Raw genomic sequence first — 26,998 nt, 5'->3', positions numbered from 1 at the left:
GCCCGCACGGGACAGCACGCACACAGATGTCGGCGCGTCACCCCATCATCTCGGTCACCGGCTCCTCGGGGGCCGGGACCACCTCGGTCCGCAACACCTTCGAGCAGATCTTCCGCCGCGAGGATGTCAGCGCGGTCTACATCGAGGGCGATGCGTTTCACGCCTACGATCGCGACACCATGCGTCGCATGATGGTCGAGGAGCCGAATCTCAGCCACTTCGCGCCGCGTGCCAATCTCCTGCCGGAGCTGGAGGAGGTCTTCCGCACCTACGGCGAGTCCGGGGGCGGGCGCACCCGGCACTACGCCCACGATGCGGCGGACGCGGCGCTCTACGGCACCGAGCCGGGCACCTTCACGCCCTGGGAGGCGTTCCCGCCGGGATCCGACCTGCTGTTCTACGAGGGCCTGCACGGCTGCGTCGTCGACGACAACGTCGACATGGCCCGCTACGCCGACCTGAAGATCGGCGTGGTGCCGGTGATCAACCTCGAGTGGATCCAGAAGCTGCACCGGGACCGCTCGTTCCGGGGCTACTCCACCGAGGCCGTGACCGACGTGATCCTGCGGCGGATGCCCGACTACGTGCAGACCATCTGCCCGCAATTCACCTGGACCGACATCAACTTCCAGCGCGTGCCGACGGTGGACACCTCGAATCCCTTCATCGCCCGCTGGATCCCGACGGCTGACGAATCGATGGTGGTGATCCGGTTCAAGGACCCCAAGGGCATCGACTTCTCCTACCTGATCTCGATGATCCAGGGCTCCTTCATGAGCCGCGCCAATTCCATCGTCATCCCGGGGGGCAAGCTCGACCTTGCCATGCAGCTCATCCTGACCCCGATCATCATGCAGCTCGTCGAGCGCAAGCGCCGCATGGCCTGAGCGCGGCCACGAGGCTCCAGAGGAACTCCCTATGAACGGCCCGATCATCTCGCCCTCGATCCTCTCGGCGGATTTCGCCAAGCTCGGCGAGGAGGTGCGCGCGGTGTCCGAGGCCGGGGCCGACTGGATCCACCTCGACGTGATGGACGGACACTTCGTGCCGAACCTCACCTTCGGCCCGGCGGTGATCAAGGCCCTGCGGCCGCACTCGACCAAGCCCTTCGACGTGCACCTGATGATCGCCCCGGCCGACCCCTACCTCGCGGCCTTCGCGGAGGCCGGCGCCGATGCGATCTCGGTCCATGTCGAGGCCGGCCCGCACATCCACCGCTCGCTCCAGGCGATCCGCGACCTCGGCAAGCGCGCCGGCATCGCCCTCAATCCGGGGACGCCGGCCTCGGCGATCGAGCCGCTCCTCGACCTCGTCGACCTCGTCCTGGTGATGACGGTCAATCCGGGCTTCGGCGGCCAGAGCTTCATCCCCTCGACCCTGGAAACCATCCGGCGGATCCGGGCGATGACCGCCGGCCGCGACATCGACATCGAGGTCGACGGCGGCATCGGCCCCGAGACCGTGGCGCTGGCCGCCCGCGCGGGCGCCAACGCCTTCGTGGCCGGCAATGCCGTGTTCAAGGGCGGGCCGTCCGGCTACGGGGACCGGATCGCGGCGATCCGCGCGGGTGCCGCGGAGGTCGGAGGCGGTCCCCTCTCATGCTGAGGGCGCTGATCTTCGACGTCGACGGGACGCTCGCCGAGACGGAGGACCTCCACCGGCAGGCCTTCAACGGCGCCTTCGCGGATCTCGGCCTGCCCTGGTCCTGGTCTCCGGCGCGCTACGCCGATCTGCTGACGGTGATGGGCGGCAAGGAACGCCTGCGCCACTACGTCGAGACCGAGCACGCCGACGCGGTCGAGACCCTGCGCCCGCGCATGGGCGAGATCCACGACCGCAAGACCCGCCGCTACGGCGACCTCGTGGAGGGCGGCAGCCTCGGCCTGCGCCCCGGGGTGGGCCGCCTGATCGCGGAGGCGCGGGCGGCCGGGCTCAAGCTCGCGGTGGCCAGCACGACGAGCCGACCCAACGTCGACACCCTGCTGCGGATCAACTTCCCCGCGGGCGACATCCCGTTCGACGTCATCGCCTGCGGCGACGAGGCGCCGCGCAAGAAGCCGGCCCCGGACGTCTTCGAGCTCGCGCTCGCGCGCCTCGACGTCCCAGCCGCGGAGGCCGTCGCCTTCGAGGATTCCGCCGCCGGCATCCGTTCGGCCCTGGATGCCGGGTTGCCGGTGATCGCCACGCGCAGCCGCTACACCGAGAGCCACCGCCTCGACGGGGCGTTCTCGGCCGTCTCCGATCTCGGCGAGCCCGGCGCCCCCCATCGGCACCTGTCCGGATATGCCTGGCCGGACGGCGTCGTCACGGTCGGCGCCCTGCGCGACTGGCACGCGCAGGTCACCGGCTGAGGGTCACCGGCTGAGGGTCGGCGTCAGGGCCTCGGACGCCGCGGCCCGCCGCGTCCGCGCGGGGCGCCCTCGGCGCGGGTCGGACGCGGTGCGCCCTCGGCGCGGGTCGGGAACAGCATCGCCCCGGCGACGATCCCGAGCGCACCCGTCAGCGCGAGCCTGAGCCATCGCGGCGACCCCGCGTCGGTGCGGGGCCGGGTCCGGAGATCCCTGCCGCTGCTTTCGGGCCGTGCCCGATCGATCGCCTGCTGTGTCATCGCCCCAGGATAGTCCCTGTCCGCCGGATAGCCATGGGGGATCGCGCCCGAGGCCGCGCACGCTGCGGCGCAGCGTTGTCAGGGGCGCGGCCCGCGGCCTATAAGCCGGCCAACCCCGTTCCGTCCGGCATCGCGGACCCGCCGCCCCGGCACAGGCTCCTGGCATATGGCTTCAGCCCATGGCCCAGGTAGATGGCCTCGGCAGGTGGCCCCCGCGATCCGGTCTCGTTCCTACCAGTCTAGGGTCACGTCATGGCCGGCCATTCCCAGTTCAAGAACATCATGCACCGGAAGGGCCGCGTCGACGCGGTCCGGTCGAAGCTGTTCGGCAAGCTCGCCCGCGAGATCACGGTCGCGGCCAAGCTCGGGCTGCCGGACCCGGCGATGAATGCCCGTCTGCGCGCCGCCATCATCGCCGCCCGCGCCGAGAACGTCCCCAAGGACAACATCGAGCGCGCGATCAAGAAGGCGCAGGGGGCCGATGCGGAGAGCTACGACGAGATCCGCTACGAGGGCTACGGCCCCGGGGGCGCCGCCCTGATCGTCGAGGCGCAGACCGACAACCGCAACCGCACGGCCAGCGACGTGCGCTCGGCCTTCACGAAGTCCGGCGGCAGCCTGGCGGAGACGGGCGCCGTCTCCTTCATGTTCGACCATGTCGGCGTGGTGGAGTTCGAGGCCAAGGTCGCGGATGCCGACACCATGCTGGAGGCCGCCATCGAGGCCGGTGCCGACGACGTGCGCTCGGACGAGTCCGGCCACGAGATCACCTGCGCGCAGGAGGCCTACGGCGAGGTCTCGAAGGCCCTGGAAGCCCGCTTCGGCGAGCCGCGCCGCACGGCCCTGGTCTGGAAGGCGCAGAACACCATCGAGGTCGACGACGAGACCGGCGAGAAGCTGATCCGCCTCGTGGAGGTGATCGAGGACCAGGACGACGTCCAGAACGTCTTCGTCAACTTCGCCCTGTCGGACGCCCTGATGGAGAAGCTCCAGGGCTGAGCGAAGGCCTCCGCCTCAGGCGGCCTTCACGGTCTCGAGGAAGCGGTTCACCTCGCTGCCGAGCTGGTCGGCCTCCTGCGCCAGCGCGGAGGCCGAGACCAGCACCTGGGCGGCCGCGGCGCCCGTCGCCTCGGCCGACTGGGCGACGCCCCCGATGGTGCCGGTGATCGCCCCCGTGCCGGTCGCCGCCTCGGCCACGTTGCGGATGATCTCCCGGGTCGCGGATCCCTGCTGGTCCACCGCCGCCGCGATGGCGTCCGCGGTCTGGCTCATGGTGCGGATCTGCGCGGCGATCGCCTCGATGGCCGTCACCGCCTCGCCGGTCGTGCCCTGGATCGCGTTGATCTGCTGGGTGATCTCGTCCGTGGCCCGGGCGGTCTGGTTGGCGAGTTCCTTGACCTCCGCCGCGACCACGGCGAAGCCCCGGCCCGCCTCGCCGGCGCGCGCCGCCTCGATCGTCGCGTTGAGGGCCAGCAGGTTGGTCTGGCCGGCGATGCCGGAGATCATGCCGACGACGTCCCCGATCCGGGCCGCGCCCGTGCTGAGGGCATGAACCAGGCGGCCGGTGGCGTCGGCCTGCCCCACCGCGCCCTGGGCCATCCGGGCCGAATCCGCGACCTGCCGGCCGATCTCCGCGACGGAGGCGCCGAGTTCCTCGGCGGCACCGGCGACGCGACCGACATTCTGCGCGGCCATCTCGGCGGCGCCGACCACGGATCCGGCGCGTCCCGCCGTACCCTCTGCGGTTCCGGTCATGGCCTGGGCCGTGCCCTGCATCGCCGCTGCCGCCCGCGTGACCCGGCCCAGGATGTCGCTCACCGTCGTCTCGAAGTAGTGGGCGGTCTGCTGCATGGCGGCCTTGCGCTGCGCATCGGCGCCCGCCCGCGCCAGCGCGCTCTCCGATTCCAGGACCCGCATGCGGTCCATCTGCGCCTGCATCGCTCCCTCGGAGGCCGCCTGCGCCGCGACGGTCGTCGCGATGGTGCGGGCGACCCAGGCCAGCACGCCGGTTTCGAGGAGCAGGATGACCGCGTGCAGCATCACGCGGGCGAGGTCCGAACTCTTGGCGCCGCCGGGGAAGATCAGGGCCGGCATCACGAGGTTCAGGGTAAGGTGGTGGCCGGCGATGGCGGCGGCGCAGGCCACCAGGATGGTCCAGTCGCACCAGGCGACGATCACCGCCATGCAGGCGAAGAAGTACATGTGCAGGTCGACCTGCCACGGATGTCCGGCCAGGGCCGAGAGCAGGATCGCCGCCATGCCGATCAGGGACAGGCTGCTCACCAGCCGGGTTGCCAGGCCGATGGCGGAGCGCCGCCACATCAGCGTGCTGAGGCCCGCCAGGGCGCCGGCGACCGACAACGGCACCAGGGTCGGATTGCCGGCGAGCCAGGCCGCGAGCGCGACGATCGGCAGGTGCAGCCAGAGGATGCCGATGAGGAAGCGGCCAAAATGCTGCCGAAGGGTGTCGAGGTTGGTCATCGGCGGGGCGGATCCGGAGGGGAGCGTCGGGGTCGTCGGGTCTGGTTGGAGCGATCAGGTCGGTGCGGTGGGCATGCAGCCCGTCGCGAACCGGGCGTCGAGCCGCGCGACGAGGTCGGCGGATCCGGCCCGCACCACCAGGACGTGGGTCCCGCCGCCCGGGCGCAGGATGGTGCCGCCCGCGCGGGCGACGATGGCGGCGACGTCCTGGCCGGGGGAACCGATCACCGCCACGGTCCCGGAGGTGGTCAGCGCCACCAGCCCGGCCGGCAGGACCAGGGTCGCGCGGATCGCCAGGGCCCCGAGGAGCCGGTTCGGGCGATGGGCCGGGGAGTCGTTCACGAGGAAACCCGTCCGCCTGGAAGGTGTCCTGTGTTAATACAAGGCCATAGTCTAAGAAGCAGTTACAGAGCCGTATTGGAGCATGGTCAGCCCGGGGCTGATCTGACTTTCGCGGCCTCCGGGATGGGTCCGCAGGGCGCGCCGGTGCGCTCCGGCGCGCCACCGATCGCGTCACCGCGCGGGCGCGGATTGGCATAACGTTCCGTTCACGGTATGTCCCTAACGCTCGCACGGCGCGATGTTCGCGCCCGGAGCCGCGCCAGCCATGACCCTGTCCGCATGACCGTTCCCGTTCGCATCCTCGGCATCGATCCGGGCCTGCGGCGCACCGGCTGGGGCGTCGTCACCGCCACGGGGACCAAGCTTGCCTACGTCGATTGCGGCGTCGTCACCTCGGACGGGGACCTGCCCCTCGCCCTGCGCCTGCGCGAGCTCTACGAGGGCATCACCCGCATCGTCGGGGCCTTCCAGCCGGACGAGGTGTCGGTGGAGGAGACCTTCGTCAACAAGGACGCGCAGGCGACGCTGAAGCTTGGCCATGCCCGCGCGGTGGCGCTGCTGGTCCCGGCGCTGGCCGGCATGCCGGTGTTCGAGTACTCCGCCAACCTGATCAAGAAGACGGTCTCGGGCTCGGGACACGCCGACAAGGTCCAGATCCAGGCCATGGTGAAGTTCCTGCTGCCGAAGGCCGAGTTCAAGGTGGCCGACGCCGCCGATGCGCTCGCCATCGCCATCACCCACAACAGCCATCGGGGCGCCCACGCCCTCAAGCGCCAGCACGTCCCGGTGGCCGGGACGAGCAGCCTGGCGGCGGCCCGCATCGCGGCGGCCCTGGCCCGCAACTGAGCGCGGCCGCGCCCTGGACTCTGCCCGGGCGCTTGTGCAGTGCCTCTGGGCGCAACGCGCGCTGGGCGGAGATCGAACGGCATGGCCGACCACGGAACGATGCGGCCGGCGCTGCCGGTCGGCGAGACGCTGCGGGACGGCGTGACGTCCGCGCTCCCGGCGATCCGCGCCCTCGGCTCGGCCACCACCGTGGCGTTCCTCATCGTCCTGGCCAAGGAGGCGGCCCACACGCTGATGGGCGACCCGACCCGGCCCGCGCGCTTCCAGGACGACCTCTTCCTCGTCGACGGCCTCTGCACGATCCTGCTCGCCCCCTACTGGATGGCGATGTTCCGGCTCATCCTGGGCGCCGACGGCTCCGTGCGCGCCGTCGTCGAGGGCCGGGCGGGCCCGTTCCAGGACTTCCTCGCCCTCGAACTGTTCTGGCTCCTGGTCAGCGGGGTGCTGGACCGAAGCCTCTCGCCGGAGAGGCTCGGTCCGGTCGCGCTGATCGTCGGCCTGCTCGCCTGGATCGCCCTCCTGCTCCTGCAGATCCGGACCAGCATGCTCGCGCCGGCCCTGGCGGTCGGCGCCCCCGACGCGACCCTGCGCGGCACGCTCGCGATGACCCGCGGATCGACCGCCCGGATCGGCGTGATCCTGGTGGCCACGATCCTGCCCCTGGGTCTCGTGGACCGGATGCTGCACGCGCCCGAGCGCGCCGGCGTCGACCTGCCCCCCGTCGTCCTGGCCGTCCGGATCCTCGCCTCCAGCCTCATCGACATGGCCCTGCTCGTCCTGGTGACGGCCCTCCTGGCGGGGATCTACCGACGCCTGCGGCCGTCGGCGCGCGGCCTCACTCCACGGCCTTGAACTCGCCCTCGAGCCGCAGCGACACCTCGTCGCCGAGGAGCGGCAGGAAGGCGTTGATGCCGAAATCCGAGCGCTTGATCACCGCCCGTCCGTCGAATCCGACCGTGTAGGCCTTGTTCACCGGGTTGATCCCGGCCTGGTTGAAGGTGGCGTCGAAGGCGACCGGCCTCGTCACCCCCTTGAGGGTCAGGTCGCCGTTGACCCGCGCGGTGGTGGGGCTCGTCGGCTCGATGCCGGTCGCCGTGAACGTGGCCTTGGGGAACTTCGCGGTGTCGAAGAAGTCCGGCGCCTTGAGGTGCTGGTTGAGCCGGTCGTCGAGGCCGTTGACGCTGTCGGTGCCGATGGTGACCGTGAGGGTCGATTTCGCCGGCTCCTTCGGGTCGAGCACCGCCTGCGCGGTCACGTCGGTGATCTGACCGTAATAGGTCGAGAAGCCGAGGTGGCTCACCGACCAGGTGATCTTGCCATGGGCGGAATCGAGCACGTAGGCGCCCGGACGGACCTGGGTCGGATCGCTGGACGGCGCGGCCGGCGTCACCGCGGCCGGCGTCTCGGCCGCCCGGGTCGCGCCGGCGGTGAACAGGAGCCCGAAGGCGAGGAGCAGCGCGGTCTGGCGCATCGAGGCGGTCATCCGTGTGTGGCGGGCAGGGCGCCTTTGATTTCACGAACGCCGCGCCGCCTCAAGGCAGGCCGGCCGCCGTCGCGCGGGAGCACAGGGTTCCGGACCCCAAGGCGTTCCGGACCCCATGGCGTTTGAGACCCCATGGCGTTCCGGACCACATGACGGTCCGGACCGCATGGCGCTCGGGCGTTCCGGCCTGTAGGCAATCCGCCGGCGGATGGGCATCCGGCGGCGCGAGGGATGGGCGAGGCGATGATCGGCAAGCTGAAGGGCGTGGTGGATTCCTATGGCGAGGATTTCGTGATCCTCGACGTGCAGGGCGTCGGCTACGTGGTCCACTGCTCGGCCCGGACGCTCCAGCGCCTGCCCGGCATCGGCGAGGCTACGGACCTCGCCATCGAGACCCATGTCCGGGAGGACATGATCCGGCTCTACGGCTTCCGCTCGGATGCCGAGCGCGAGTGGTTCCGCCTGCTCCAGACCGTGCAGGGTGTCGGCAGCAAGGTCGCCCTCGGACTGCTCTCGGTGCTCGAACCCTCGGCCCTCGCCTCGGCCATCGCCATGGGGGACAAGGGCGCGGTGGCGCGGGCTCCCGGCGTCGGTCCGCGCCTCGCCGCCCGCCTCGTGGCGGAGCTGAAGGACAAGGCACCGGCCTTCGCGCCCATCGATCCCGCGGTGATCGCCCTGTCCGGTGCGGTGGAAGCCCGCACGGCGCCGCAGCCGGTCGCCGACGCCATCTCGGCCCTCGTCAATCTCGGCTACGCGCCGGTCCAGGCCTCCGCGGCGATCGCCGAGGCCCTCAAGAACGCGGGCGAGGGGGCCGAGGCCAAGACCCTGATCCGGCTCGGATTGCGCGAGCTCGCCCGCTGAGGGCGCCGGGATCGTTGGGGCGCGACGGAATTGTGCCCTTGACGATCGCCGTTTCGGTTGCCAGTTTGGGCGCAGGCAGCTAACCTGCTGAAAGTAAAGCAGTTTTCAATTATTCTAATCTACGCGCCAATCCGATGCGGGGGCTCAGCTTCTGCGCTCTGGCGTCAGCACCGCCTCAGATTCGACGAAGTGGCCGGGTGAAAACCTCACCCGGTGGCCTCACCCGACACGCGAGCCACGCACGAGTTACGGTCCCGCATGATCGTCTGTTCCTGCAACGTCCTGTCCGATCGCGCCGTGCGCGCCTGCCTGCATCGCGGCCCGGATTGTCCGCGCACGCCGGCCCAGGTCCAGGCCTGCCTCGGGTGCAGCCCGAAATGCGGGCGCTGCGCCCGGACCATCCGCAACATCCTACAAAACGCCCTCGATGAGGCCGGGCATGCATGCACGGCGACTTGCGCGAGCTCCTGTAGTTTGGTCAAGGTCCAGCCTGCGGAGGAGGGGATCGCCGCCTGAGCGCCCATTCCGGGTGCTGAAGCTCCCCTCCGGCGACACGTGCCTCAAGGGAGATTGGGCGGATGAAGGGTGATGCGAAGGTCGTCGAGTACCTCAATCGGGGACTGCGCAGCGAGCTCACGGCGGTCAGCCAGTACTGGCTCCATTTCCGCATGCTCAACGACTGGGGTTACATCGATCTCGCCAAGTTCTGGCGCAAGGAATCCATCGAGGAGATGAACCACGCGGATCGGTTCGTCGACCGGATCCTGTTCCTCGACGGCTTCCCCAACCTGCAGGAACTCGATCCGCTGCGGATCGGTCAGAACGTCCAGGAAATCATCGAGTGCGATCTCGCCGCCGAGAACGAGGCGCGGGCCCTCTATCTCGAGGCGGCCAAGTACTGTGATTCGATCAACGACCGGGTGTCCAAGCGCCTGTTCGAGGATCTGGCCGAGGACGAGGAGGGCCATATCGACTTCCTCGAGACGCAGCTGGAGCTGATCGGCCAGATCGGCCTGCCGCTCTATGCCCAGAAGCATATCGGCGGCCTGGAGCCGATCGCTCCGGAAGCCGAGTAAGAGCCGGACCGCGCCGGGCTCGCGAGCCCGGCGCTCAGTCTGCCACCGCGCCGGGCTTGCGAGCCTGGCGCTCAGTCTGGCAGGACTCGCTGATAGATCTCGCGCAGGGACAGGGTGACGCCGATCGCCGGCAGATCGAGCGTGCCGTCGAGACCCTCGATCACCTGGAAGCCCCGCCAGACGCCGTCCACCCGATCGTAGACTTCCAGATGCGGTCGGTCCCGGGCGACCAGCACGTAATGCTGAAGTGCGGGCAGCCGCTGATAGACCTGCCACTTTTCGAAGCGGTCGCGGGCCTCCGTGCCCGGGGAAAGGACCTCGAACAGCACACGGGGGTTGTCGACCGAGGTCGCCCCCGGCGCGATGTCGCCGCAGACCACGATCACGTCGGGCAGCATGGCCGCCTCCAGGGCGCGGCTCTTCATGAAGAAGGTTTCCGTGAAGACCTGGCAGCTGCCGCCCGCCGCGTCGAACTGGTTTCCCAGGCGCCGCGCGATGTTCTGGACGATCCGCGCATGCTCCCAGCGCGCGCCGACCATCATCCGGACCACGCGCCCGCCGATCAGTTCCCAGCGCTCGTTCCGGGGCTTGTCCGCGAGAAGTTCCTCGAAGTCGTCGAGGGCCATCCATTCGAATTCCTGCGACGCACCGTCCACGACGAATCCCCCGCCTCGCGGCGGCCCTTGGCCGCGCGGAGAATGTAGCGCGAACGGCGCCTTTATGCGACATCCAGCCAGAGAACAGATGATGGACACAGGGCGCCGCCGCCCCCACCGAGAGTCCGTGTGAGCAAACCTGCGAGACCCACCGCGAAGGCGTCGGCGCCCAAATCGCCGACCCTCCAGCCGCTTCCCGAATCGCTCCTCACGCCCGAGCGGCGCGAGGACGACCTGGAGCAGTCGATCCGGCCCCTGAGCCTGTCCGAATTCATCGGGCAGCGGGCCGCGCGCGCCAACATGAGCATCTTCATCGAGTCGGCCAAGAAGACCGGTTCGGCCCTGGACCACGTGCTGTTCGTCGGGCCGCCGGGCCTCGGCAAGACGACGCTGGCGCAGATCGTGGCCCGCGAACTCGGGGTGAACTTCCGCTCCACCTCCGGCCCGGTCATCGCCAAGGCGGGCGACCTCGCCGCCCAGCTGACCAACCTGGAAGAGCGCGACGTGCTCTTCATCGACGAGATCCACCGCCTCAATCCGGCGGTGGAGGAGATCCTCTATCCGGCGATGGAGGATTACCAGCTCGACCTCATCATCGGCGAGGGGCCGGCCGCCCGCTCGGTGAAGATCGAGCTGCCCAAGTTCACCCTGGTCGGGGCCACCACCCGCGCCGGCCTGCTGACCACGCCCCTGCGCGACCGGTTCGGCATCCCGATCCGACTGGAGTTCTACGACGTCGACGAGCTCGAGCTCATCGTTAGCCGGGGCGCCCGGGTACTCGGCCTGGGCATGTCGCCGGAGGGCGCCAACGAGATCGCCAAGCGCGCCCGGGGGACGCCCCGCATCGCCGGGCGTCTGCTGCGCCGGGTGCGCGACTTCGCCATCGTGGCCGATGCGCCGACGGTCACCCGCGCCATCGCCGACCGGGCGCTGCAACTCCTCGACGTCGATCCGGCCGGCCTCGACGTGATGGACCGCAAGTACCTGACGATGATCGCGAGCTCCTTCAACGGCGGGCCGGTCGGGATCGAGACCATCGCGGCCGCGCTGTCGGAGCCCCGCGACGCGATCGAGGACATCATCGAGCCGTTCCTGATCCAGAAGGGCTTCGTCCAGCGCACGCCGCGCGGGCGCATGCTCACGCCCCACGCCTTCCGCCACATGGGCTTTCCCGAGCCCCGGCGCGAACCGAGCGGGCAGTTCGGCCTGTTCAACGCCGACGACCCCGACGCCTGAGCGGCGCGCGGCCGGGGATCAGGCCGCGTCGCGATGCTGCGTCCGGTCGGAACGCGGGTCCGTGCGATCCGGCAGGGCGAAGGTCCGGCGGGTCAGGATGTCCGTGAGGTCGGGCGCCGGCAGGGCACGGCTGAAGAGGAAGCCCTGCAACTCGTCGCAGCCCTCCGCCTCGAGGATGGCGGCCTGCTCGGCCGTCTCGACGCCCTCGGCGACGACGCCCATGTTGCAGGCCTTGCCGAGGCCCACCAGGGCCCGGACGATGGCGATGCTTCCCCCGTCCTGCCCGAGGGTGCGGACGAAGGATTGGTCGATCTTGAGCTTGTCGAAGGGAAAGCGGCGCAGGTAGCTGACGCTCGAGTAGCCCGTGCCGAAATCGTCCATGGCGATCCGGAGGCCGAGGGCCTGCAGCCGATGCAGGATCCGGAAGGTGTCGGCATGGTCGCGCAGCAGGACCGATTCGGTGATTTCCAGTTCCAGCCGGCTCGCCATGAGGCCGGCGCCGATCAGCGCCCGCGTCACGTCCTCGACGAGGTCGCCGCGGACGAACTGCACGGAGGAGAGGTTGACGGCGATCTTGAGCGTGTCCGGCCAGGTCGCCGCTTCGCGGCAGGCCTGGGCGAGGACCCAGGCGCCGATCGACCGGATCAGGCCCATCTCCTCGGCCAGCGGAATGAAGGTCGCCGGACCGATCAGGCCCTCCCGGGGGTGACGCCAGCGCAGCAGCGCCTCGAAGCCGTTGAGGGTCCGGGTCCCGGCCGCGACGAGGGGTTGGTAGTGCAGCTCGAACTGCCCGCCCGCCAGGGCGCGCCGCAGCTCGGTCCCGAGCTGATGCCGGCGCTGGAGGTCCACATCCATGTCGGTCTCGAAGAAGCGCCAGGTGCCCCGGCCCGCCGCCTTGGCCTGGTACAGGGCCACGTCGGCCCGGCGCAGGACGGCGTCGCTCTCGGTGTCCGTCGGCTCCACCAGGGCGATGCCGATGCTGGTGCCGATGACGATCTCCTGGTCCTGGACCGCGAAGGGCGTCTGGAGCATCGCGACGAGGCGCGCGGCGAGATCGGCGGCGTCCCCGGGCGCGACGATCCCGGACTGGACGATGGCGAATTCGTCGCCGCCCAGGCGCGCGACGAATTCGGACGCCCGCAGGCACTCCCGCAGGCGCTGCCCCGTCAGGCACAGGAGGGCGTCGCCGGCCGGGTGACCCAGCGTGTCGTTGACGCCCTTGAAGCCGTCGAGGTCGAGATAGAGCACCGCCGTCCGCCCGGCGCCGCCGCGGCCGGCGAGCACGCCCGCCATGTGCTCGCGCAGGAAGGCCCGGTTGGGCAATCCGGTCAGCGCATCGTGGCGCGCCATCCGGACGATCTGCGCCTCGCTCTGGCGGCGCTCGGTGACGTCCTCGTGCGTGCATTGCCAGCCGCCCCGGATCGGAACGTGCTTGATGGCGATGGCCCGCCCGTCGGCGAGATCCCAGGTGAAGGAGGCCGGCGACCGCGAGGCCTCCTCCGGGGCGGGCCAGGGCGGAGCCCGGTCGCCGTTGCTCGCCGTGAGATAGGACCGGATCGCCGCCAGCGTCGTGCCGGGCTGGCGCAGGTCCGGCGGAACGCCGTGCAGCGCGACGTAGCGCGCGTTCATCACGATCAGCCGGTTGTCCTGGTCGAACAGGCAGAGGCCCTGGGCCATGGTGTCGAGGGCGACCCCGAAGCGGGCATATTGCGTGCGGAGCGCGTGCTCGCTGCGGGCCCTCTCCTCGGCGCGCAGGAGCCGTTCCTGGCCGCTGGCCTGGCGCCAGCCGAGCACAAAGAGCCCGACGAGCCCGAGGTCGAGGAGCCCGGCGGCCGCGCCCAGCACCGTGGCCTGGCGGCGCCAGGGCGCCAGGGCCTCGGCGGTGGTTCGGCTGACGCTCAGGATCGCCGGATAGTTCGAGAGGGTCCGGGTCGCGACGAACCGGTCCTGCCGGTCGATCGGACTGACGGTCCGGGTGACGCCGCCGGCCTTGTTCTGCAGGGCGATCAGGGCGGCGCCGGTCGTGGCATAGCCGCGCCCGATCGTATCCTCCCGGTGGGGATGACGCACCAGCAGCACGCCGTCGGTGCGGAACAGCGAGATGACGTAGTCCGGCTGCGGTGCGATCTGGCCGTAGAGGCCGGCGAAGTACTGCAGTTCCACCGCGCCGAGCACGAGCCCGAGGAAGCTCCCGTCCGGGGCGGAGATCTTGCGGGCGATGTAGAGGGTCCAGCTTCCGTTGCCGCGGTTCTGCACCGGCTCGCTGATGAAGCGCTGCAGCAGCGGGTCCGAGGCCAGGGCCTTGAAGTAGTCCCGGTCGGCGATGTTCACGTCCGGGATGGGCCAGAACCGGGTGAAGTTGCGCAGGGTCCCGGTGTGATCGACCACCGTGACGGCGTTGACCTGGGGCAGGGCCGCCGTGCGGGCCCTGAGGGAGTCGTGCATGGCCCGCGAGGAGACCTGGACCGCGAAGGCCGCGGGCGTGGTGACCTCGGCGGCCCGGATCTCGTCGATGAGGGAGTCCTGCACGAGCTCGATCGCCTGCAGGGCCCGGTCGGCCTGGTCCGCCAGGACGGTGGTGAGGCTGACGAGGTTCTGCTCGGTATCGGCGACGGCCCGGCCGTGCAGGTCCGCGATGAACAGCGCCGCACCCGCGGCGATCGCCAGGCCGAGAACACCACCCGCGGTCGCAAGCAAGATGAAGGAGCCGGCGTAAAGGTTTCTCGCCACGGCCATCAGGTGAGCCGATCGTCTCCGAACGCTGGCCGTAAGCATGATCCTATCCTTGTACCGCCACGGCGGCACAGACATCGACCCTGAGCGTCTCGACGTTGCTTTCCAGGAGCGCCAAGGGCTCGGCGCACGAGCGCCTTATGGGTGATCAACGTGGGAACGCCTTAATTTTTCGTCCGAGCTTTCGGGCGGAATGTTCGCACTGTCGGCGCGGAAACCTGCGCCGGCGACCCGCACCGGTGGGCACCGACGCGCCGCGTCCCGTGACCCCGCGTTGCTCGCCCCCCGGAATCTGCTAGAGCGGCCAACCGCTCAGGGGTGATGGCCACCCCGGCGCGAGGGCCTTCGCGCGGCCAGGGGGCGGCGTGGCGCCCCAGGCCCGGGCCGCGGGGGTCGTCATCACAAATCCGGGAGACGCGACGTTGACCCAGCCCGAACCCGGCGTTCACGCCCTCGCGGTGCGCGTCTATTACGAGGACACCGACTTCTCGGGCTTCGTCTATCACGCGAGCTACCTGCGCTTCATGGAGCGGGGACGCACCGAGCTCCTGCGCGGTCTCGCGGGCGACCAGTCCGACCTGCACCGGGACGCGGCCGGCCTGCACTTCGTCGTGCGCCGCATGGTGATCGACTATGCCAAGCCGGCGCGGATGGACGACCTTCTCGACGTCCGGACCTGGACGGCCACGATGAAGGGCGCCTCGATGCACCTCGCGCAGGAGGTTCGGCGGGGCGGCGAGGTGCTGGTGAAGGCCGAGGTCGTCGTCGCCTGCGTCCGCGACGGCCGCGCGATCCGCCTTCCCGACAGCCTGCGGCGGGTGCTCGCGCCGGAGCGCGGCGACCGCGAACCGGGCTCCGGGACGTGACCTGCGAAGGTCGGTCTGCGGGTTTCGATCCGGTTTCGACGGAGAACTTCCTCGAAGCACAGTCAATCGGTTCGTGTGCCGTCGCCGAGCCCAAGTCGTGCAGGGGCGGCCGCGCCGCCGAGGCGTGGTGCAGAACGCGATTCGTCGGACGCATCCGGGGCTGCGCCCGCGCGGGCCGCAAGGGAATGTTAACCCTGCCGGGTGCTTAACTGCCGTCAGGCCGGGCGGGTGCGATGCACAAGGCCGGCCCATACTTTCGACAGATTCGCGGGCCATTGAGCCTTGAAATCGCTCAAGGTTCCGGTTGAAGCGCGCAGGACGGACCGCCGGTTCCGTGACGGCTCCGCGCGGGGTTTTTCGAGGATCATGTCATGAACCCAGCCGATGCCATGCAGGCGATGCCGGCCCCCGACATGACGCTGCTCGGCCTGTTCCTGCAGGCGCATTTCGTCGTCAAGATCGTGATGCTCGGGCTGATCGGCGCCTCGATCTGGTGCTGGTCGATCATCGTCGACAAGACCCTGCTGTTCCGCCGCACCAAGGCCGAGATGGACGCCTTCGAGGAGGCGTTCTGGTCCGGCCGCTCCCTGGAGGAGCTGTATCGCTCGTTCAACGACCGGCAGCCGGTGGGGCAGGGCGCCCTGTTCGTGGCCGCGATGCGCGAGTGGAAGCGCTCCTTCGAGGGCTCCGGCCGCCAGATCCAGAGCCTGTCCCAGCGCATCGACAAGGTGCTGGACGTGACGATCCAGCGCGAGGTCGAGCGCCTCGAGTCGCGCCTGCTCTTCCTCGCCTCCATCGGGTCGGCCGGTCCCTATATCGGTCTGTTCGGCACGGTCTGGGGCATCATGACCGCCTTCACGTCGATCGCGGCTTCCAAGAACACCTCGCTGGCCGTGGTGGCGCCGGGCATCGCCGAGGCGCTGTTCGCCACCGCCATCGGCCTCTTCGCCGCCATCCCGGCGGTGCTCGCCTACAACAAGCTGCAGGCCACGGTGGCCAAGAACCAGTCGCGGCTCGAGGGCTTCGCCGACGAGTTCTCCGCCATTCTGTCCCGGCAGATCGACGAGCGCCTCTCGCTCGTCGCCTGACCCCACCCCCACACCCGAGGAACGATCATGGGCATGGCCCACGGAGCAGCGCAGGGTGGCGGCGGACGGCGTCGGCGGGGACGCCGGCACGCGGCCATCAACGAGATCAACATGACGCCGTTCATCGACGTCGTGCTCGTGCTTCTGATCGTCTTCATGGTCGCGGCGCCGATGATGACGGTGGGCGTGCCGCTCGACCTGCCGCAATCGAAGGCGAGCCCGCTCAACTCCGACACCAAGCCCGTGACCCTGTCGATCCGGCAGTCGGGCCAGGTCTTCCTCGGTGAGAGCGAACTTTCCGACGACACCATCGTCCCGAAGCTCACCGAGACGGCCAAGTCCGGGTTCGAGGAGCGCGTCTTCGTGCGCGGCGACAAGCGGGTCGATTACGGCCGCGTCGCCCAGGTGATGGCGATCGTGACCGCCGGCGGCTTCAAGAAGGTCGCCCTGGTCACCGAGCCGGACCAGAAGTAGCGGGCCCGGCGGTGCGGATTCCCTTCAAGCGCAGTGAACCGGGCGTCTGGGTCTCGGCGGTGACGCATGTCGGCCTGCTGACGGTCGCCCTGCTGTCGGTGGCCGCCCCCGCCCTGCCGGATGCGCAGGAGGGCGTGCCCGTCGAGGTGATGACCGAACAGCAATATTCGGAGCTGACGAAGGGCGAGCGCAACGCCGATGCGCCCCAGCCCAACGCCAAGCCGCGCGCCGACCGCGTCGCCGAGAAGTTCGAGGAGCGCGAGCCCGAGAACGCCAAGGTCGATGCCCCGGCGCCCCCGAAGCGCCCTGCCGACATGAAGGTGGCGAGCGCCGAGGAGATGCCCCTGCGCTCCAGCGAGCCCGACCCGCAGGAAGCCAAGGCCGAAGCGGCCAAGGAAGCCGCCAAGGAAGCGGCCAAGGACGCCGCGAAGGCGGCCAAGGCCGAGGCTGCCAAGGCGGCCGCCGCCGCCGAGGCCAAAGCCGCTGCCGCCGCGGAAGCCAAGGCCGCCGCCGCGGCCGAGGCCAAGGCGGCCGCGGCGGAAGCCAAGGCTGTGGCCGCCGCCAAGGCGAAGGCCGAGGCGGTCAAGCGCGAGCAGCTCGCCGAGTTGATCGAGAAGCAGGAAGCGGAGGCTGAGGCCAAGGCCGAGGCGGCCGCCAAGGCCGAAGCTGCGAAGGCCGAAGCTGCGAAGGCCGCCGCCAAGGCGAGAGCCGAGGCCAAGGCCAAGGCCGACGCGCAAGCCAAGGCCGAGAAGGACGCGGAGGCCAAGGCCGAGAAAGAGGCGGAAGCCAAGGCGAAGGCCGTGGCGGAGGCGAAGGCCAAGGCGGACGCGGAGCGCCAGAAGGAGCTCGCCGAGGCGAAGGCCGAGGCAGAGGCCGAAGCGAAGGCCGAAGCGGCGGCGAAAGCCAAGGCCGATGCCGCCGCCAAGGCGAAGGCCAAGGCGATGGCCGATGCCAAGGCGAAGGCCGACGGGGAGGCCAAGGCCAAGAAGCAGGCCGAGCTCGCCGACAAGTTCAGCGCCGGCGACATACGCTCCCTGCTCGCCTCGAAGGCGCCGTCGCAATCCACCGGCGCCACCGGGCGCGAGGTGCAGCGCACCGCCTCCCTGGGCGCGGCCTCCGGCACTGCCCAGCGCCTGTCGCCGTCCCTGCGCGATGCCCTGGTGGGCATGCTGCAGCAGCAGATCGAGCGCTGCTACGTGGCACCGCCCGGCGCCACCCAGGGCGTGGTGCTGCCGATGCTGGACATCCGGCTGAACCCGGACGGCACGCTCACCTCCGAGCCCCGCATCATGCGCGGCGGGGCGAACGCCGTGGATCGCTCCATCGCCGAGGCGGCGCAGCGCGCGGTGCGCCGCTGTGCGCCCTACAAGATTCCGACCCAGTACGCGCCCTACTACAACGACTGGAAAGCCATCAACGCGGAGTTCGAGTTCTCGCGGGTGTGAGGCGGCAGCCCCGTCCGGGCCGCGCCTGCACGCGCCGCGCACCCGCGCGGTCGGTGACGGCGTTCTGGACGGCGGTCTTGGACGAAGCCTTGGGCGACGTCTTGGACGACGTCCGCGTCGGCGTCCCGGCTTCCCCGCGCGGCGGGGCCGACCGTTCACCTGCACCGTCCGGACCCATCCCCGATCCTCGCATGCCCACGACCACGGAATCGATCATGCATCGCAGTCTTCTCGAGAGCCCGGTGTCCAAGGGCCTGACGTCGCTCCTCGCGCTCCTGGCCCTGGTCCTGTTCGGCCTGACCCCGGCGGCGGCCCAGCTCAACCTGCGCATCGGCGGAGGCTCGTTCCAGCCGATGCCGATCGCGGTCACGGATTTCACCGGCGACCCGAGCCTGGGGCTCCTCGTCTCCAGCGTGGTGACGAACAACCTGCGGCGCTCGGGCTACTTCACCCCGGTGGAGAAGGCGAAATTCCCCGAGGCGCCGGCCTTCGATGCGGTGCCCGGCTTCGAGAAGTGGCGGGCGGCCGGAGTCCAGGCCCTGATCACGGGCCGCGTCGCCCGCGACGCCGCCGGCAAGCTCAAGGTCGAGTTCCGCCTCTGGGACGTCACCTCGGGCCAGCAGATGACGGGCCAGCAATACGGCACCGATCCGGCCAATGCCCGCCGCACCGGCCACCTGATCTCGGACGCGGTCTACACCAAGATCACCGGCCTCGGGCCGTGGTTCGACAGCCGCATCGCCTTCGTGGACGAGTCGGGTTCGAAGGAGCATCGGCGCAAGCGCCTGATGGTGATGGACCAGGACGGCGCCAACGTGCGGGCGCTGACGAACGGCGAGAACGCGGTGGTCGCCCCCCGCTACTCCCCGGCGACCCAGGACATCGCCTTCATGACCCAGACCACCGGCCAGCAGCCGCGCATCCAGGTCATCAACCTGGAGACCGGCAGCCGGCAGGCGCTCGGCAAGGCCGACTCGATGAGCACCAGCCCGCGCTTCTCGCCCGACGGCCGCCGCCTGGTGATGAGCGTGCAGCAGGGCGGCAACGCCGACATCGTGGTCATGGATCTGGCCTCGAAGGCCCAGACGCCGATCACCAACGGCAACGCCATCGACACCTCGCCGACCTTCTCGCCGGACGGCAGCCAGATCGTGTTCGAGTCTGACCGCGGCGGCTCGCAGCAGATCTACGTCATGAGCGCCTCGGGCGGCACGCCCACCCGCCTCTCCTTCGGCGAGGGCTCGGCCTCCCAGCCGGCCTGGTCGCCGCGCGGCGACCTCATCGCCTTCACCCGCCAGCGCAAGGGCGGCTTCGCCATCTGCGTGATGAAGCCGGACGGCTCGGGCGAGCGCGTGCTCACGGAAGGCTTCCACAACGAGGGCCCGACCTTCGCGCCGAACGGCCAGTACGTGCTGTTCTTCCGCGATCCGGGCGGCCAGGGCGGCGGCAAGCTCTACATGGTCGACATCACCGGCAAGGTGGAACAGCCGGTCCCGACCCCGTCCTACGCGTCGGACCCGACCTGGTCGCCGCTGCTGTCGGGGAAGTAGGGCACGCCGCGCGCGGCGGCCGGATCAGCCGCGCTCGGAGCCGACGGTCCGGCGCATGAAGCCCAAGGCCGAGCTCAGCGACGCGCCGGCGGCGCCGGTCACGGCCTGGACCGCGCCGACGGCCGCCTGGGCCGCCTCGCTCGCCGTCGTCGCCAGGGACGCATCCGCGTGTCCCGGCCCATCGACCGACGGGGCCACCTGCTGCGCGGCCCGCGCGAACCCCCGTCGCAGCACCTCCCGATCGTTGCCGATCAGCGCCGGAAGCCGCCGGTCGGCCAGGGCGATCAGCAGGCCTCCGTCCTCAAACGTGATTTCCAGCAGCGTCTGAGGCTGGGATTCGTCGGCCGACACCGCGGTCAGGGCGGTCGCGGCGAGCAGCGCCGTGCCGCTCAGGTCGATGTTCGAGGCGAGGGCGAGGCTTCCCTTGAGGCCGTCGAGAACCTGCCCGCCCCAGTTCCGGGCGCCCGCGATCGCGCCGTGCGCCTCGACGGTGCGAAGGCTCTCGACGGAGCGCTCGACCCCGTCCGGGCCGGTCAGGACACCCGCCTCGTAGGTGCCTCTGCCCTTCCCGCAAGTTCCGGCAACCACCTTGATGTCGGCCATCGCACCCTCCCGCAGGATTTCTACCCCTGCGTGTGGGCCGCTGTCATGTCGAAAAGCTCTGCCGTGCCGGCGCGACGGATCGGCGGAGGGATCATCCCACCCCTCACTCCGCCGGCACGAGCCGGTCCCGGGCCCGCAGGGCCGGGAACACCCGGCCCCACAGGGCCGCGACCAGGAGGGTGGCGAGGCCGCCCGCCGCCACGGCCGGGACGGCGCCGATCAGGGCCGCCAGGGTGCCGGATTCGAACTCGCCGAGTTCGTTCGAGGCGCCGATGAAGACCGAGTTCACCGCCGAGACCCGGCCCCGCATGGCGTCGGGTGTCTCGCCCTGGACGAAGGTTTGGCGCACGAACACGCTGATCATGTCGGCCGCCCCCGTCACGAACAGGCAGGCCATGGAGAGGGGCAGGGAGGTCGAGAGGCCGAAGCCCACCGTGGCGAGGCCGAAGATCGCCACGGCCTGGAGCATGCGCAGCCCGGCTTGGCGCTGCAGCGGCCGGTAGGCGAGGGCGATTGCCGTGAGCACGGCGCCGGCCGCCGGCATGCTGCGCAGGACGCCGAGGCCGAGGGGGCCGACATGCAGCACCTCGGCGGCGAAGATCGGCAGGAGGGCGGTGGCGCCGCCGAGGAGTACCGCCACGAGGTCGAGGCTGATGGCGCCGAGCACCACCGGATGGGTGCGGATGTAGGTCAGGCCGGCCGAGAGGGTCTCCCAGGTTACGGGCGGGCGCTCGGCGAGGGCGGCGGGCCGGAACCGGATCGCCAGGATGAGGGCGCTGGCCAGGGCGAAGCTCGCGGCCGCGGCGCCGAACACCACCGCCGGCCCGAGGGCGTAGAGGAAGCCGCCGGTGGCCGGGCCGAGGATCGAGGCGCTCTGCCAGAGCGAGGCGTTCCAGGCGATGGCCGAGCCGAACAGGGGGCGGGGCACCAGGGTCGGCAGCAGGGCCTGGAGCGCCGGGTTGGCGAAGGCGCGACAGGTGCCGATCACGACGACGAGCCCGTAGATCGGCCACAGGGTCGTGGTGCCGAGCCAGGCGGCCAGGAGCAGGCCGAGATCCGCCAGCGCCAGGGTCGCGTAGGCCAGGGCCGCCACCAGGCGCCGGTCGTAGGTGTCGGCGACGTGGCCCGTCACCAGGGCCGACAGCATGGCAGGCAGGAAGCTCGCCAGGCCCACGAGACCGAGGGCCAGGGCCGAGCGGGTGATGTCGTAGACGAACCACCCCACCGCCACCGCCTGCATCTGGAAGGCGAGGCCGGTGAGGAAGCGGGCCGCTCCGAAGAGGCGGAAATCGCCGTTGCGGAAGACGGTCCAGCGCGGCGCGGCATCGGTGCTCATCCGGCCGTGCTGGGGCAGGGCGGTTTCTGCGTCAAGCGCCAGGATTAGGCGGCGGACTCAACCGTGCCGCCGCAGGCCGCGACCGTCCGGACCGGGACCGGCCTGCCGGCGGCGAAGTCTTTCAGGGCCGCCCGTCCGTCAGGGCGGCACTTCGGTCCGCGGCCGCGAGGGGCACCGCCTGCAGCGCCTCCAGCACCAGGCCGGGCGTGAGGATCTGCGGCAGCACTGCGGGCTCGCCCGCACCGGCATAGAGCAGGTAGAGCGGGACGCCGCTGCGGCCGTGGCGCTCCAGCAGGCGGGTGATCTCGGGGTTCTGGTTGGTCCAGTCGCCCTTGAGATAGGTGATGCCCCGCGCCTTCAGGCCGGCCTGGACCGCCTCGGCGCGCAGGGCCACGCGCTCGTTGACCTGGCAGGTGATGCACCAGGCCGCCGTCAGGTTGACGAAGACCGGCTTGCCCTGGGCCAGGAGCCCGTCGAGGCGCGCCTGGGTGAAAGCGCCCGCAGCGGCCTGCGCGGTCTCGGGCCCGGCCCGGTCCCGGTCGAGGCCGACGGTGAGGATCGCGAGGGCGGCGAGCGCCGCCACGGCGGTGCCGCGCGCGATCCAGCTGCCGGCCGGGCCGGCCCCGTGCCCGCGCTCCCAGGCCCAGGCGGCGAGGCCCACCAGGACGAGGCCGACCAGGGCGGCCAGGAGCCCGGCCGAGCCGACCTGCTGCGACAGCACCCAGACCAGCCAGGCGACGGTGGCGTAGATCGGGAAGGCCAGCGCCCCCTTCAGGGTGTCCATCCAGGCTCCGGGGCGGGGCAGCCGCCGCAGGGCCGCGGGCCAGAGCGTGAGGACGAGGAAGGGCAGGGCGAGGCCGAGGCCGAGGCTCGCGAAGACCGCGAGGCTCACGGCGGCCTCCTGCGTCAGTGCGAAGCCCACCGCCGAGCCCATGAAGGGGGCGGTGCAGGGGGTCGCCACCACCGTGGCGAGGACGCCGGTGAAGAACGAGCCTTCCAGGCCGGCCCGCCGGGTCAGGCCGTCCCCGAGGCCCGCGATGCCGGCGCCGAGATGCACGACGCCGGACAGGCTGAGCCCCATGGCGAACAGCAGATAGGCGAGGCCCGCCACCACCAGGGGCGATTGCAGCTGGAAGCCCCAGCCGATGCCGGCGCCCGCCCCCTTCAGGGCGACGAGCAGGCCTGCCAGCGCCAGGAACGACGCCAGCACGCCCGCCGTATAGGCCAGCCCGTGCAGCCGGACCCGGCCGGCCGGCTCGCCGGAATGCGACACCAGGCTCAGGACCTTGATCGACAGGACCGGGAAGACGCAGGGCATCAGGTTGAGGAGGAGGCCGCCCAGGAAGGCGAGGCCGGCCGCGCTCCAGAGGGTCAGGCTCTCGTCCGGCGCCGGCACCGGGGTGGCAGCGCCCGACGCGTTCGTGGCCGCGGCCGTCGCCGTCGCATCGACAGTCGCGCTCGGGGCCTCCCCGATGGCGTAGGCGCGGTGCACCGGCCCGTCCGGCGTCGCCTCCTCGAAGGTGAGCACCCCCGGCAGGGTCGTGGGAGCCGCCACGGTGCTGTCGCCGCGGGCCAGGTCGATGTGCAGCCCGTCCGCGTCGCTGCGCGCCTCCTGGGGCGCGGCGTTCTCGATGGCGATCTCCGCATAGGGGAAGTAGGCGACGGAGGACGCCGCCAGCCTGGGGGGCGCGGCGAGGTGCACCTGCAGGCGCCCGTTCTCGGCGCCGTAGCGCACCGGCCAGGGCGCGGGCGCGGGCAGGGCCGCACGGGCGGCCTCGAACAGCATCATCGAACCGGGCGCGACGCCCGTGCTGGTGCCGCCCGGCGCCACCGGCAGGGTCAGGCGCAGCTCGGCCGAGCCCGGCACGCATTCGCGCTCGCAGACGAGATAGGTCAGCCTGGCCTGGAGCGTCACCGGCTTGCCGGGCGCCAGCGTGGCCGGCGGGGTGAGCTCGGCGAGGAGGACGGCCTCGTCCTCGTAGCCGAAGTTCATGAGGTGGGCGACCGGGATGCGGCTCGGGCTCGGCCACTGGATCGGCCCCGCCGAGAACCCGGCCGGCAGCGTCCAGGCGACCTCCGGAGCCAGGCCGGAATCGCCGGGATTGCGCCAGTAGACGTGCCAGTGCGGCCGCATCACCATGCGGATGCCCACCGTGAAGGGCACGCCGGGCCGGATCGCCGAGGGCTCCCCGACGAGGCTCGCCTTCACCAGGTCGGCCGGCACCTTGAAGCCCTGCGCGGACGCGGCGGGCAGAGCGAGGCCGAACAGCGCGAGCGCCAGGGCGAGAAGCCGGATCATAGAGTCCTGTTCGGAGAGGGAAGCGTGCAGGTTACGTCCGTTCGCCACGGGCGCAAAATCCCGAAGCCGCGAGAACCCTTGTTCCCGCCTTTTCGCTCCGCCGGAAGGCGTGGGATGGTCGCAAGCGCCGTCCGGCGCCGCGGCCGAGCCGAGTCAGGCCGCCGCCGCCATCGGGCGGGTCGCCGCTTCCAGCCAGGCCCGCGTCGCCGCGTCGAGGTCCGGCCCCAGCGCCTCCCGCACCCGGGCGTGATAGGCGTCGATCCAGGCCGTCTCCTCCGGGCTCAGGAGGTCCGGGCGGATCAGGCGGCGGTCGAAGGGGGCGAGCGTCAGGGTCTCGAAGCCGAGCATCGGGCGCTCCCCGCCGGGCACGTCGCGGGCTTCGACCAGGACGAGGTTCTCCAGGCGGATGCCGTAGGCGCCGGGCTTGTAGTAGCCGGGCTCGTTCGAGAGGATCATGCCCGGCTCGAGGGCGACCGTCCCGGTCTTGGCGATGCGCTGCGGCCCCTCGTGCACCGACAGGAAGGCCCCGACGCCGTGGCCGGTGCCGTGGTCGAAGTCGAGGCCGGCCTCCCAGAGCGGCAGGCGCGCGAAGGCATCGATCTGCGCGCCCGTCGTGCCCTTGGGAAACACCGCCCGGGCGATGCCGATATGACCCCGGAGCACGCGGGTGAAGTGTGCGCGCATCGCCTCGGACGGCGTGCCGATCGCCACCGTGCGGGTGATGTCGGTGGTGCCGTCCCGGTATTGCGCCCCGGAATCCACCAGGAACAGCTCCCCGGGTTGAATGCGCCGGTCGGTCTCGTGGCTGACCCGGTAGTGGACGATGGCGCCGTTCGGGCCGCTGCCCGAGATCGTCGGGAACGAGACGTCGCGGAGCAGTCCGCCCGCGGCGCGGAAATCCTCCAGGGCCTCCACCGCGGCGATCTCCGTCAGCGTCTCGCCCTGCGCATCGAGCCAAGCCAGGAACCGGGTCACCGCAAGGCCATCGCGCAGATGGGCCGCGCGGGTGCCGGCGATCTCCGCCGGGTTCTTCACCGCCTTCATGGCCGTGATCGGGTCGGGGCCGAGATCGGCGACGCCGCCGGCCGCCTCGACCCGCTGCTTGAGGGCGTCGGCGGCGGTGGCGGCATCGAGGCGGATGCGCGCGGCGTTCGCCGCCTGCGCCGCCAGGGCGTCCGCGAAGGCGGCGCGCGGGTGGAGGTCGGCCAGGGGCGCGAGGGCGGCGCGCAACTCCGGGCTCACGCGCGGCGAGGTTAGGTAGAGGGCGGCCCGGCCCGTGCGCGGCACCAGGGCGTAGCCCAGCGCCAGGGGGGTGTGGGCCACGTCGCCGCCGCGCAAGTTGAAGGCCCAGGCGAGGTTGTGCGGATCGGAGATCACCAGGGCGGCATCGTCCGCCTCGGCCAGGGCCGTCCGGATCCGGGCGAGCTTGTCCTCGGCGGACGCGCCGGCCAGTTCCGGCGGATGGGCGACGACGGCGCCCGCCGGCGGCCCCGGCCGGTCGGTCCAGACCGCGTCGACGGGGTTCTGGTCCACCGCCTGCAGGCGCGCGCCGGCCTTGGCCACGGCGCGCTCCAGGCGTGCCACGCTGTCGGGGGTGTGCAGCCAGGGATCGTAGGCCAGCACCTGGCCTGCCTTGATGTGGGCGCCGATCCAGGCCGCGACGCTGGTCTCGGCCAGGGGCACCGGGGTGATGTGGGTGGTGTCGACCTGGGCCGGCGCCTGCAGGGTGTAGCGCCCGTCGACCACGAGGGCCGCCGCCTCGGACAGGATCACGGCGGTGCCGGCCGAGCCGGTGAAGCCCGTGAGCCAGGCCAGGCGCTCGGCCTGGGGCGGCACGTACTCGGACTGGTGCTCGTCGGCGCGGGGCACCACGAAACCGTCGAGCCCGGCGCTTCGCAGGGCCTCGCGCAGGGCCTGGATACGGGCGGCCCCGTGGCGGTGGCTCGGATCGTCGAAGGTCTGGAAGCGGAGGCGCGTCATGGCGCCCAGGGTTACGCCGGGCTCAGAAGGGCCGCAACCGCGCCCGGCGCGGGCGCGCCGCCGCGCCGCCGCGCGTCAGCACCAGCGTCGCCCAGCCCTCGATCAGCCCGTGCCGGGCGAGGTGGAAGCCGCGGTGCCGATAGGTCGAGAGGACGCCCGGCACGTCGCGCTCGATCAGGCCGGAGAGGATCAGCACGCCGTGGTCGGCCACGACCGCCGTCAGGGAGGGCGCCAGCCCCTTCAGCGGACGCGCCAGGATGTTGGCGAAGACCACGTCGAAGCGGCGCGGCCGGTCGGCGAGGGGGTGGCGCACGCCCGGGCCCTGGAAGAGCCGGAGGACCGGCCCGAGGCCGTTGAGGCGGGCATTGCCGATGGCGGTGGTCACCGCCTCCGGGTCGAGGTCGCCGGCGATCACCGGCGTGTGCAGGGCCTTGGCCGCCGCGAAGGCGAGGATGCCGGTGCCGGTGCCGACGTCGAGCACGTGGGCCGGGCGCCCGCGCTTGAGGATGTCGGCGAAGGCCCGGAGGCAGCCCAGGGTCGTGCCGTGATGGCCGGTGCCGAAGGCGAGCGCCGCCTCGATCTCGATGGCGAGGTCGTTGACCCGGACCGTGTCGCGGTCGTGGCTGCCATGGACGAGGAAGCGGCCGGCCCGAACGGGCTTCAGGCCCTCCAGGGAGGCGCGCACCCAATCCTTCTGATCGATGGTCTCGAAGCTGGCGACGTCCGCCTGCGCCCCGACCACGGGGCGGATCAGGTCGCGAATCATCGCCTCGTCCGGCGCGTCGGCGAAGTAGGCCTCGAGCCGCCAGGTCCGGCCGTCCTCGGCCTCGAAGGCGGCGACCGCCGTCTGCGTCGGGTCGAACATCTCACCGAGGAGATCGGTCATCGCACGCGCCGACCCCTCGTCGGTGAGGAGGCGCAGCACGTGGGTCGGACGGTGGGGAGGCAGGCCTTCGAGCATGAGCGGGGCTCTACCACCCGCGACGTCCCGCCGCCACCTCGCGCGCAAGCTTGGCCGGAACGGAACCGCCGGAT

The 26,998-nt window shown here is 71.4% G+C and carries 25 protein-coding genes; 15 read left to right on the top strand and 10 right to left on the bottom strand.

Annotated elements, in window-relative coordinates:
* Positions 1 to 26 precede the first annotated feature (26 nt).
* The 4 genes from AC0IY1_RS01455 to AC0IY1_RS01440 all read left to right on the top strand — a co-directional run bounded on the left by AC0IY1_RS01455 (position 27) and on the right by AC0IY1_RS01440 (position 3,607).
* Positions 27 to 887, top strand: coding sequence for a phosphoribulokinase (locus AC0IY1_RS01455; RefSeq protein ID WP_055947234.1), 861 nt, complete (start codon positions 27 to 29; stop codon positions 885 to 887).
* A 31-nt stretch (positions 888 to 918) separates the two neighbouring features.
* Positions 919 to 1,605, top strand: coding sequence for a ribulose-phosphate 3-epimerase (rpe, locus tag AC0IY1_RS01450; RefSeq protein ID WP_055947237.1), 687 nt, complete (start codon positions 919 to 921; stop codon positions 1,603 to 1,605).
* The gene (locus AC0IY1_RS01445; RefSeq protein ID WP_055947241.1) at positions 1,599 to 2,351 is read left to right on the top strand and encodes an HAD-IA family hydrolase; all 753 of its coding nucleotides are present in this window, start codon (positions 1,599 to 1,601) and stop codon (positions 2,349 to 2,351) included. Before rpe ends, AC0IY1_RS01445 begins: the two co-directional genes overlap by 7 nt.
* Before the next feature lie 509 nt (positions 2,352 to 2,860).
* Positions 2,861 to 3,607 (top strand): YebC/PmpR family DNA-binding transcriptional regulator, encoded by a 747-nt coding sequence (locus AC0IY1_RS01440; protein WP_055947248.1) that lies wholly within the window; start codon positions 2,861 to 2,863, stop codon positions 3,605 to 3,607.
* Positions 3,608 to 3,622: 15 nt separating this feature from the next.
* Here AC0IY1_RS01440 and AC0IY1_RS01435 read toward each other — a convergent pair whose 3' ends face one another.
* Together AC0IY1_RS01435 and AC0IY1_RS01430 are read right to left on the bottom strand one after the other, a co-directional pair.
* Positions 3,623 to 5,089, bottom strand: a complete 1,467-nt coding sequence (locus AC0IY1_RS01435; protein WP_471767172.1) for a methyl-accepting chemotaxis protein — start codon at positions 5,087 to 5,089, stop codon at positions 3,623 to 3,625.
* 54 nt (positions 5,090 to 5,143) lie between these two features.
* Positions 5,144 to 5,431, bottom strand: a complete 288-nt coding sequence (locus AC0IY1_RS01430) for a hypothetical protein (protein ID WP_471767171.1) — start codon at positions 5,429 to 5,431, stop codon at positions 5,144 to 5,146.
* 279 nt (positions 5,432 to 5,710) lie between these two features.
* Here AC0IY1_RS01430 and ruvC point away from each other — a divergent pair, with 279 nt between their 5' ends.
* Together ruvC and AC0IY1_RS01420 are read left to right on the top strand one after the other, a co-directional pair.
* The gene (gene ruvC, locus AC0IY1_RS01425; RefSeq protein WP_055947256.1) at positions 5,711 to 6,277 is read left to right on the top strand and encodes a crossover junction endodeoxyribonuclease RuvC; all 567 of its coding nucleotides are present in this window, start codon (positions 5,711 to 5,713) and stop codon (positions 6,275 to 6,277) included.
* Between the two features lie 81 nt (positions 6,278 to 6,358).
* Positions 6,359 to 7,129, top strand: coding sequence for a hypothetical protein (locus tag AC0IY1_RS01420; RefSeq protein ID WP_471767170.1), 771 nt, complete (start codon positions 6,359 to 6,361; stop codon positions 7,127 to 7,129).
* On the opposite strand, the gene AC0IY1_RS01415 is transcribed toward AC0IY1_RS01420, so the two are convergent.
* Entirely contained in the window at positions 7,113 to 7,748 is a 636-nt protein-coding gene (locus tag AC0IY1_RS01415) for a YceI family protein (protein WP_103708547.1), read from the bottom strand. The two genes, AC0IY1_RS01420 and AC0IY1_RS01415, sit on opposite strands and share 17 nt — an antisense overlap.
* Before the next feature lie 255 nt (positions 7,749 to 8,003).
* Here AC0IY1_RS01415 and ruvA point away from each other — a divergent pair, with 255 nt between their 5' ends.
* The 3 genes from ruvA to bfr all read left to right on the top strand — a co-directional run bounded on the left by ruvA (position 8,004) and on the right by bfr (position 9,697).
* Positions 8,004 to 8,621, top strand: a complete 618-nt coding sequence (gene ruvA, locus AC0IY1_RS01410) for a Holliday junction branch migration protein RuvA (RefSeq protein ID WP_055948754.1) — start codon at positions 8,004 to 8,006, stop codon at positions 8,619 to 8,621.
* A 258-nt stretch (positions 8,622 to 8,879) separates the two neighbouring features.
* Positions 8,880 to 9,137, top strand: a complete 258-nt coding sequence (locus tag AC0IY1_RS01405; RefSeq protein ID WP_082512803.1) for a (2Fe-2S)-binding protein — start codon at positions 8,880 to 8,882, stop codon at positions 9,135 to 9,137.
* A gap of 62 nt (positions 9,138 to 9,199) precedes the next feature.
* A complete protein-coding gene (bfr, locus tag AC0IY1_RS01400; protein ID WP_055947262.1) occupies positions 9,200 to 9,697 on the top strand; it encodes a bacterioferritin in 498 nt (165 codons plus the stop codon).
* A 71-nt stretch (positions 9,698 to 9,768) separates the two neighbouring features.
* Here the strand turns inward: bfr and AC0IY1_RS01395 are convergent, their stop codons facing one another.
* Complete coding sequence (locus AC0IY1_RS01395; protein ID WP_471767169.1) at positions 9,769 to 10,323, bottom strand: Uma2 family endonuclease; 555 nt, start codon at positions 10,321 to 10,323, stop codon at positions 9,769 to 9,771.
* 264 nt (positions 10,324 to 10,587) lie between these two features.
* Between AC0IY1_RS01395 and ruvB the strand changes: the two genes are divergently transcribed.
* The gene (gene ruvB, locus AC0IY1_RS01390; RefSeq protein WP_162242028.1) at positions 10,588 to 11,589 is read left to right on the top strand and encodes a Holliday junction branch migration DNA helicase RuvB; all 1,002 of its coding nucleotides are present in this window, start codon (positions 10,588 to 10,590) and stop codon (positions 11,587 to 11,589) included.
* Positions 11,590 to 11,607: 18 nt separating this feature from the next.
* Here the strand turns inward: ruvB and AC0IY1_RS01385 are convergent, their stop codons facing one another.
* The gene (locus AC0IY1_RS01385) at positions 11,608 to 14,325 is read right to left on the bottom strand and encodes a bifunctional diguanylate cyclase/phosphodiesterase (protein WP_471767168.1); all 2,718 of its coding nucleotides are present in this window, start codon (positions 14,323 to 14,325) and stop codon (positions 11,608 to 11,610) included.
* 419 nt (positions 14,326 to 14,744) lie between these two features.
* Here AC0IY1_RS01385 and ybgC point away from each other — a divergent pair, with 419 nt between their 5' ends.
* From ybgC to tolB, 5 genes are all read left to right on the top strand, one after another.
* Positions 14,745 to 15,188: a tol-pal system-associated acyl-CoA thioesterase gene (gene ybgC, locus AC0IY1_RS01380; protein ID WP_055947268.1), complete on the top strand. Its 444-nt coding sequence runs from the start codon at positions 14,745 to 14,747 to the stop codon at positions 15,186 to 15,188.
* A 371-nt stretch (positions 15,189 to 15,559) separates the two neighbouring features.
* Positions 15,560 to 16,276 (top strand): protein TolQ, encoded by a 717-nt coding sequence (gene tolQ, locus AC0IY1_RS01375; RefSeq protein WP_055947271.1) that lies wholly within the window; start codon positions 15,560 to 15,562, stop codon positions 16,274 to 16,276.
* Positions 16,277 to 16,303: 27 nt separating this feature from the next.
* On the top strand, positions 16,304 to 16,750 hold the full coding sequence (locus tag AC0IY1_RS01370) for an ExbD/TolR family protein (protein WP_055947274.1): 447 nt from the start codon (positions 16,304 to 16,306) through the stop codon (positions 16,748 to 16,750).
* An 11-nt stretch (positions 16,751 to 16,761) separates the two neighbouring features.
* The gene (gene tolA / locus AC0IY1_RS01365; protein WP_471767165.1) at positions 16,762 to 18,195 is read left to right on the top strand and encodes a cell envelope integrity protein TolA; all 1,434 of its coding nucleotides are present in this window, start codon (positions 16,762 to 16,764) and stop codon (positions 18,193 to 18,195) included.
* A gap of 191 nt (positions 18,196 to 18,386) precedes the next feature.
* Complete coding sequence (gene tolB / locus AC0IY1_RS01360; RefSeq protein WP_055947280.1) at positions 18,387 to 19,745, top strand: Tol-Pal system beta propeller repeat protein TolB; 1,359 nt, start codon at positions 18,387 to 18,389, stop codon at positions 19,743 to 19,745.
* Positions 19,746 to 19,769: 24 nt separating this feature from the next.
* On the opposite strand, the gene AC0IY1_RS01355 is transcribed toward tolB, so the two are convergent.
* The 5 genes from AC0IY1_RS01355 to AC0IY1_RS01335 all read right to left on the bottom strand — a co-directional run bounded on the left by AC0IY1_RS01355 (position 19,770) and on the right by AC0IY1_RS01335 (position 26,924).
* Complete coding sequence (locus AC0IY1_RS01355; protein WP_471767163.1) at positions 19,770 to 20,348, bottom strand: hypothetical protein; 579 nt, start codon at positions 20,346 to 20,348, stop codon at positions 19,770 to 19,772.
* 103 nt (positions 20,349 to 20,451) lie between these two features.
* The gene (locus AC0IY1_RS01350) at positions 20,452 to 21,684 is read right to left on the bottom strand and encodes an MFS transporter (protein WP_471767161.1); all 1,233 of its coding nucleotides are present in this window, start codon (positions 21,682 to 21,684) and stop codon (positions 20,452 to 20,454) included.
* A 121-nt stretch (positions 21,685 to 21,805) separates the two neighbouring features.
* Positions 21,806 to 23,983, bottom strand: coding sequence for a protein-disulfide reductase DsbD family protein (locus tag AC0IY1_RS01345; RefSeq protein ID WP_471767407.1), 2,178 nt, complete (start codon positions 23,981 to 23,983; stop codon positions 21,806 to 21,808).
* A gap of 153 nt (positions 23,984 to 24,136) precedes the next feature.
* On the bottom strand, positions 24,137 to 25,963 hold the full coding sequence (locus AC0IY1_RS01340) for an aminopeptidase P family protein (protein WP_471767159.1): 1,827 nt from the start codon (positions 25,961 to 25,963) through the stop codon (positions 24,137 to 24,139).
* Between the two features lie 22 nt (positions 25,964 to 25,985).
* Positions 25,986 to 26,924, bottom strand: a complete 939-nt coding sequence (locus tag AC0IY1_RS01335) for a 50S ribosomal protein L11 methyltransferase (protein ID WP_471767157.1) — start codon at positions 26,922 to 26,924, stop codon at positions 25,986 to 25,988.
* Positions 26,925 to 26,998 lie beyond the last annotated feature (74 nt).

The sequence above is a fragment of the Methylobacterium sp. AC690 genome (genome assembly GCF_979256535.1).
The sequence above is the reverse complement of the archived record's forward strand: the minus strand, read 5'-3'. Positions and strand labels throughout refer to the sequence as shown.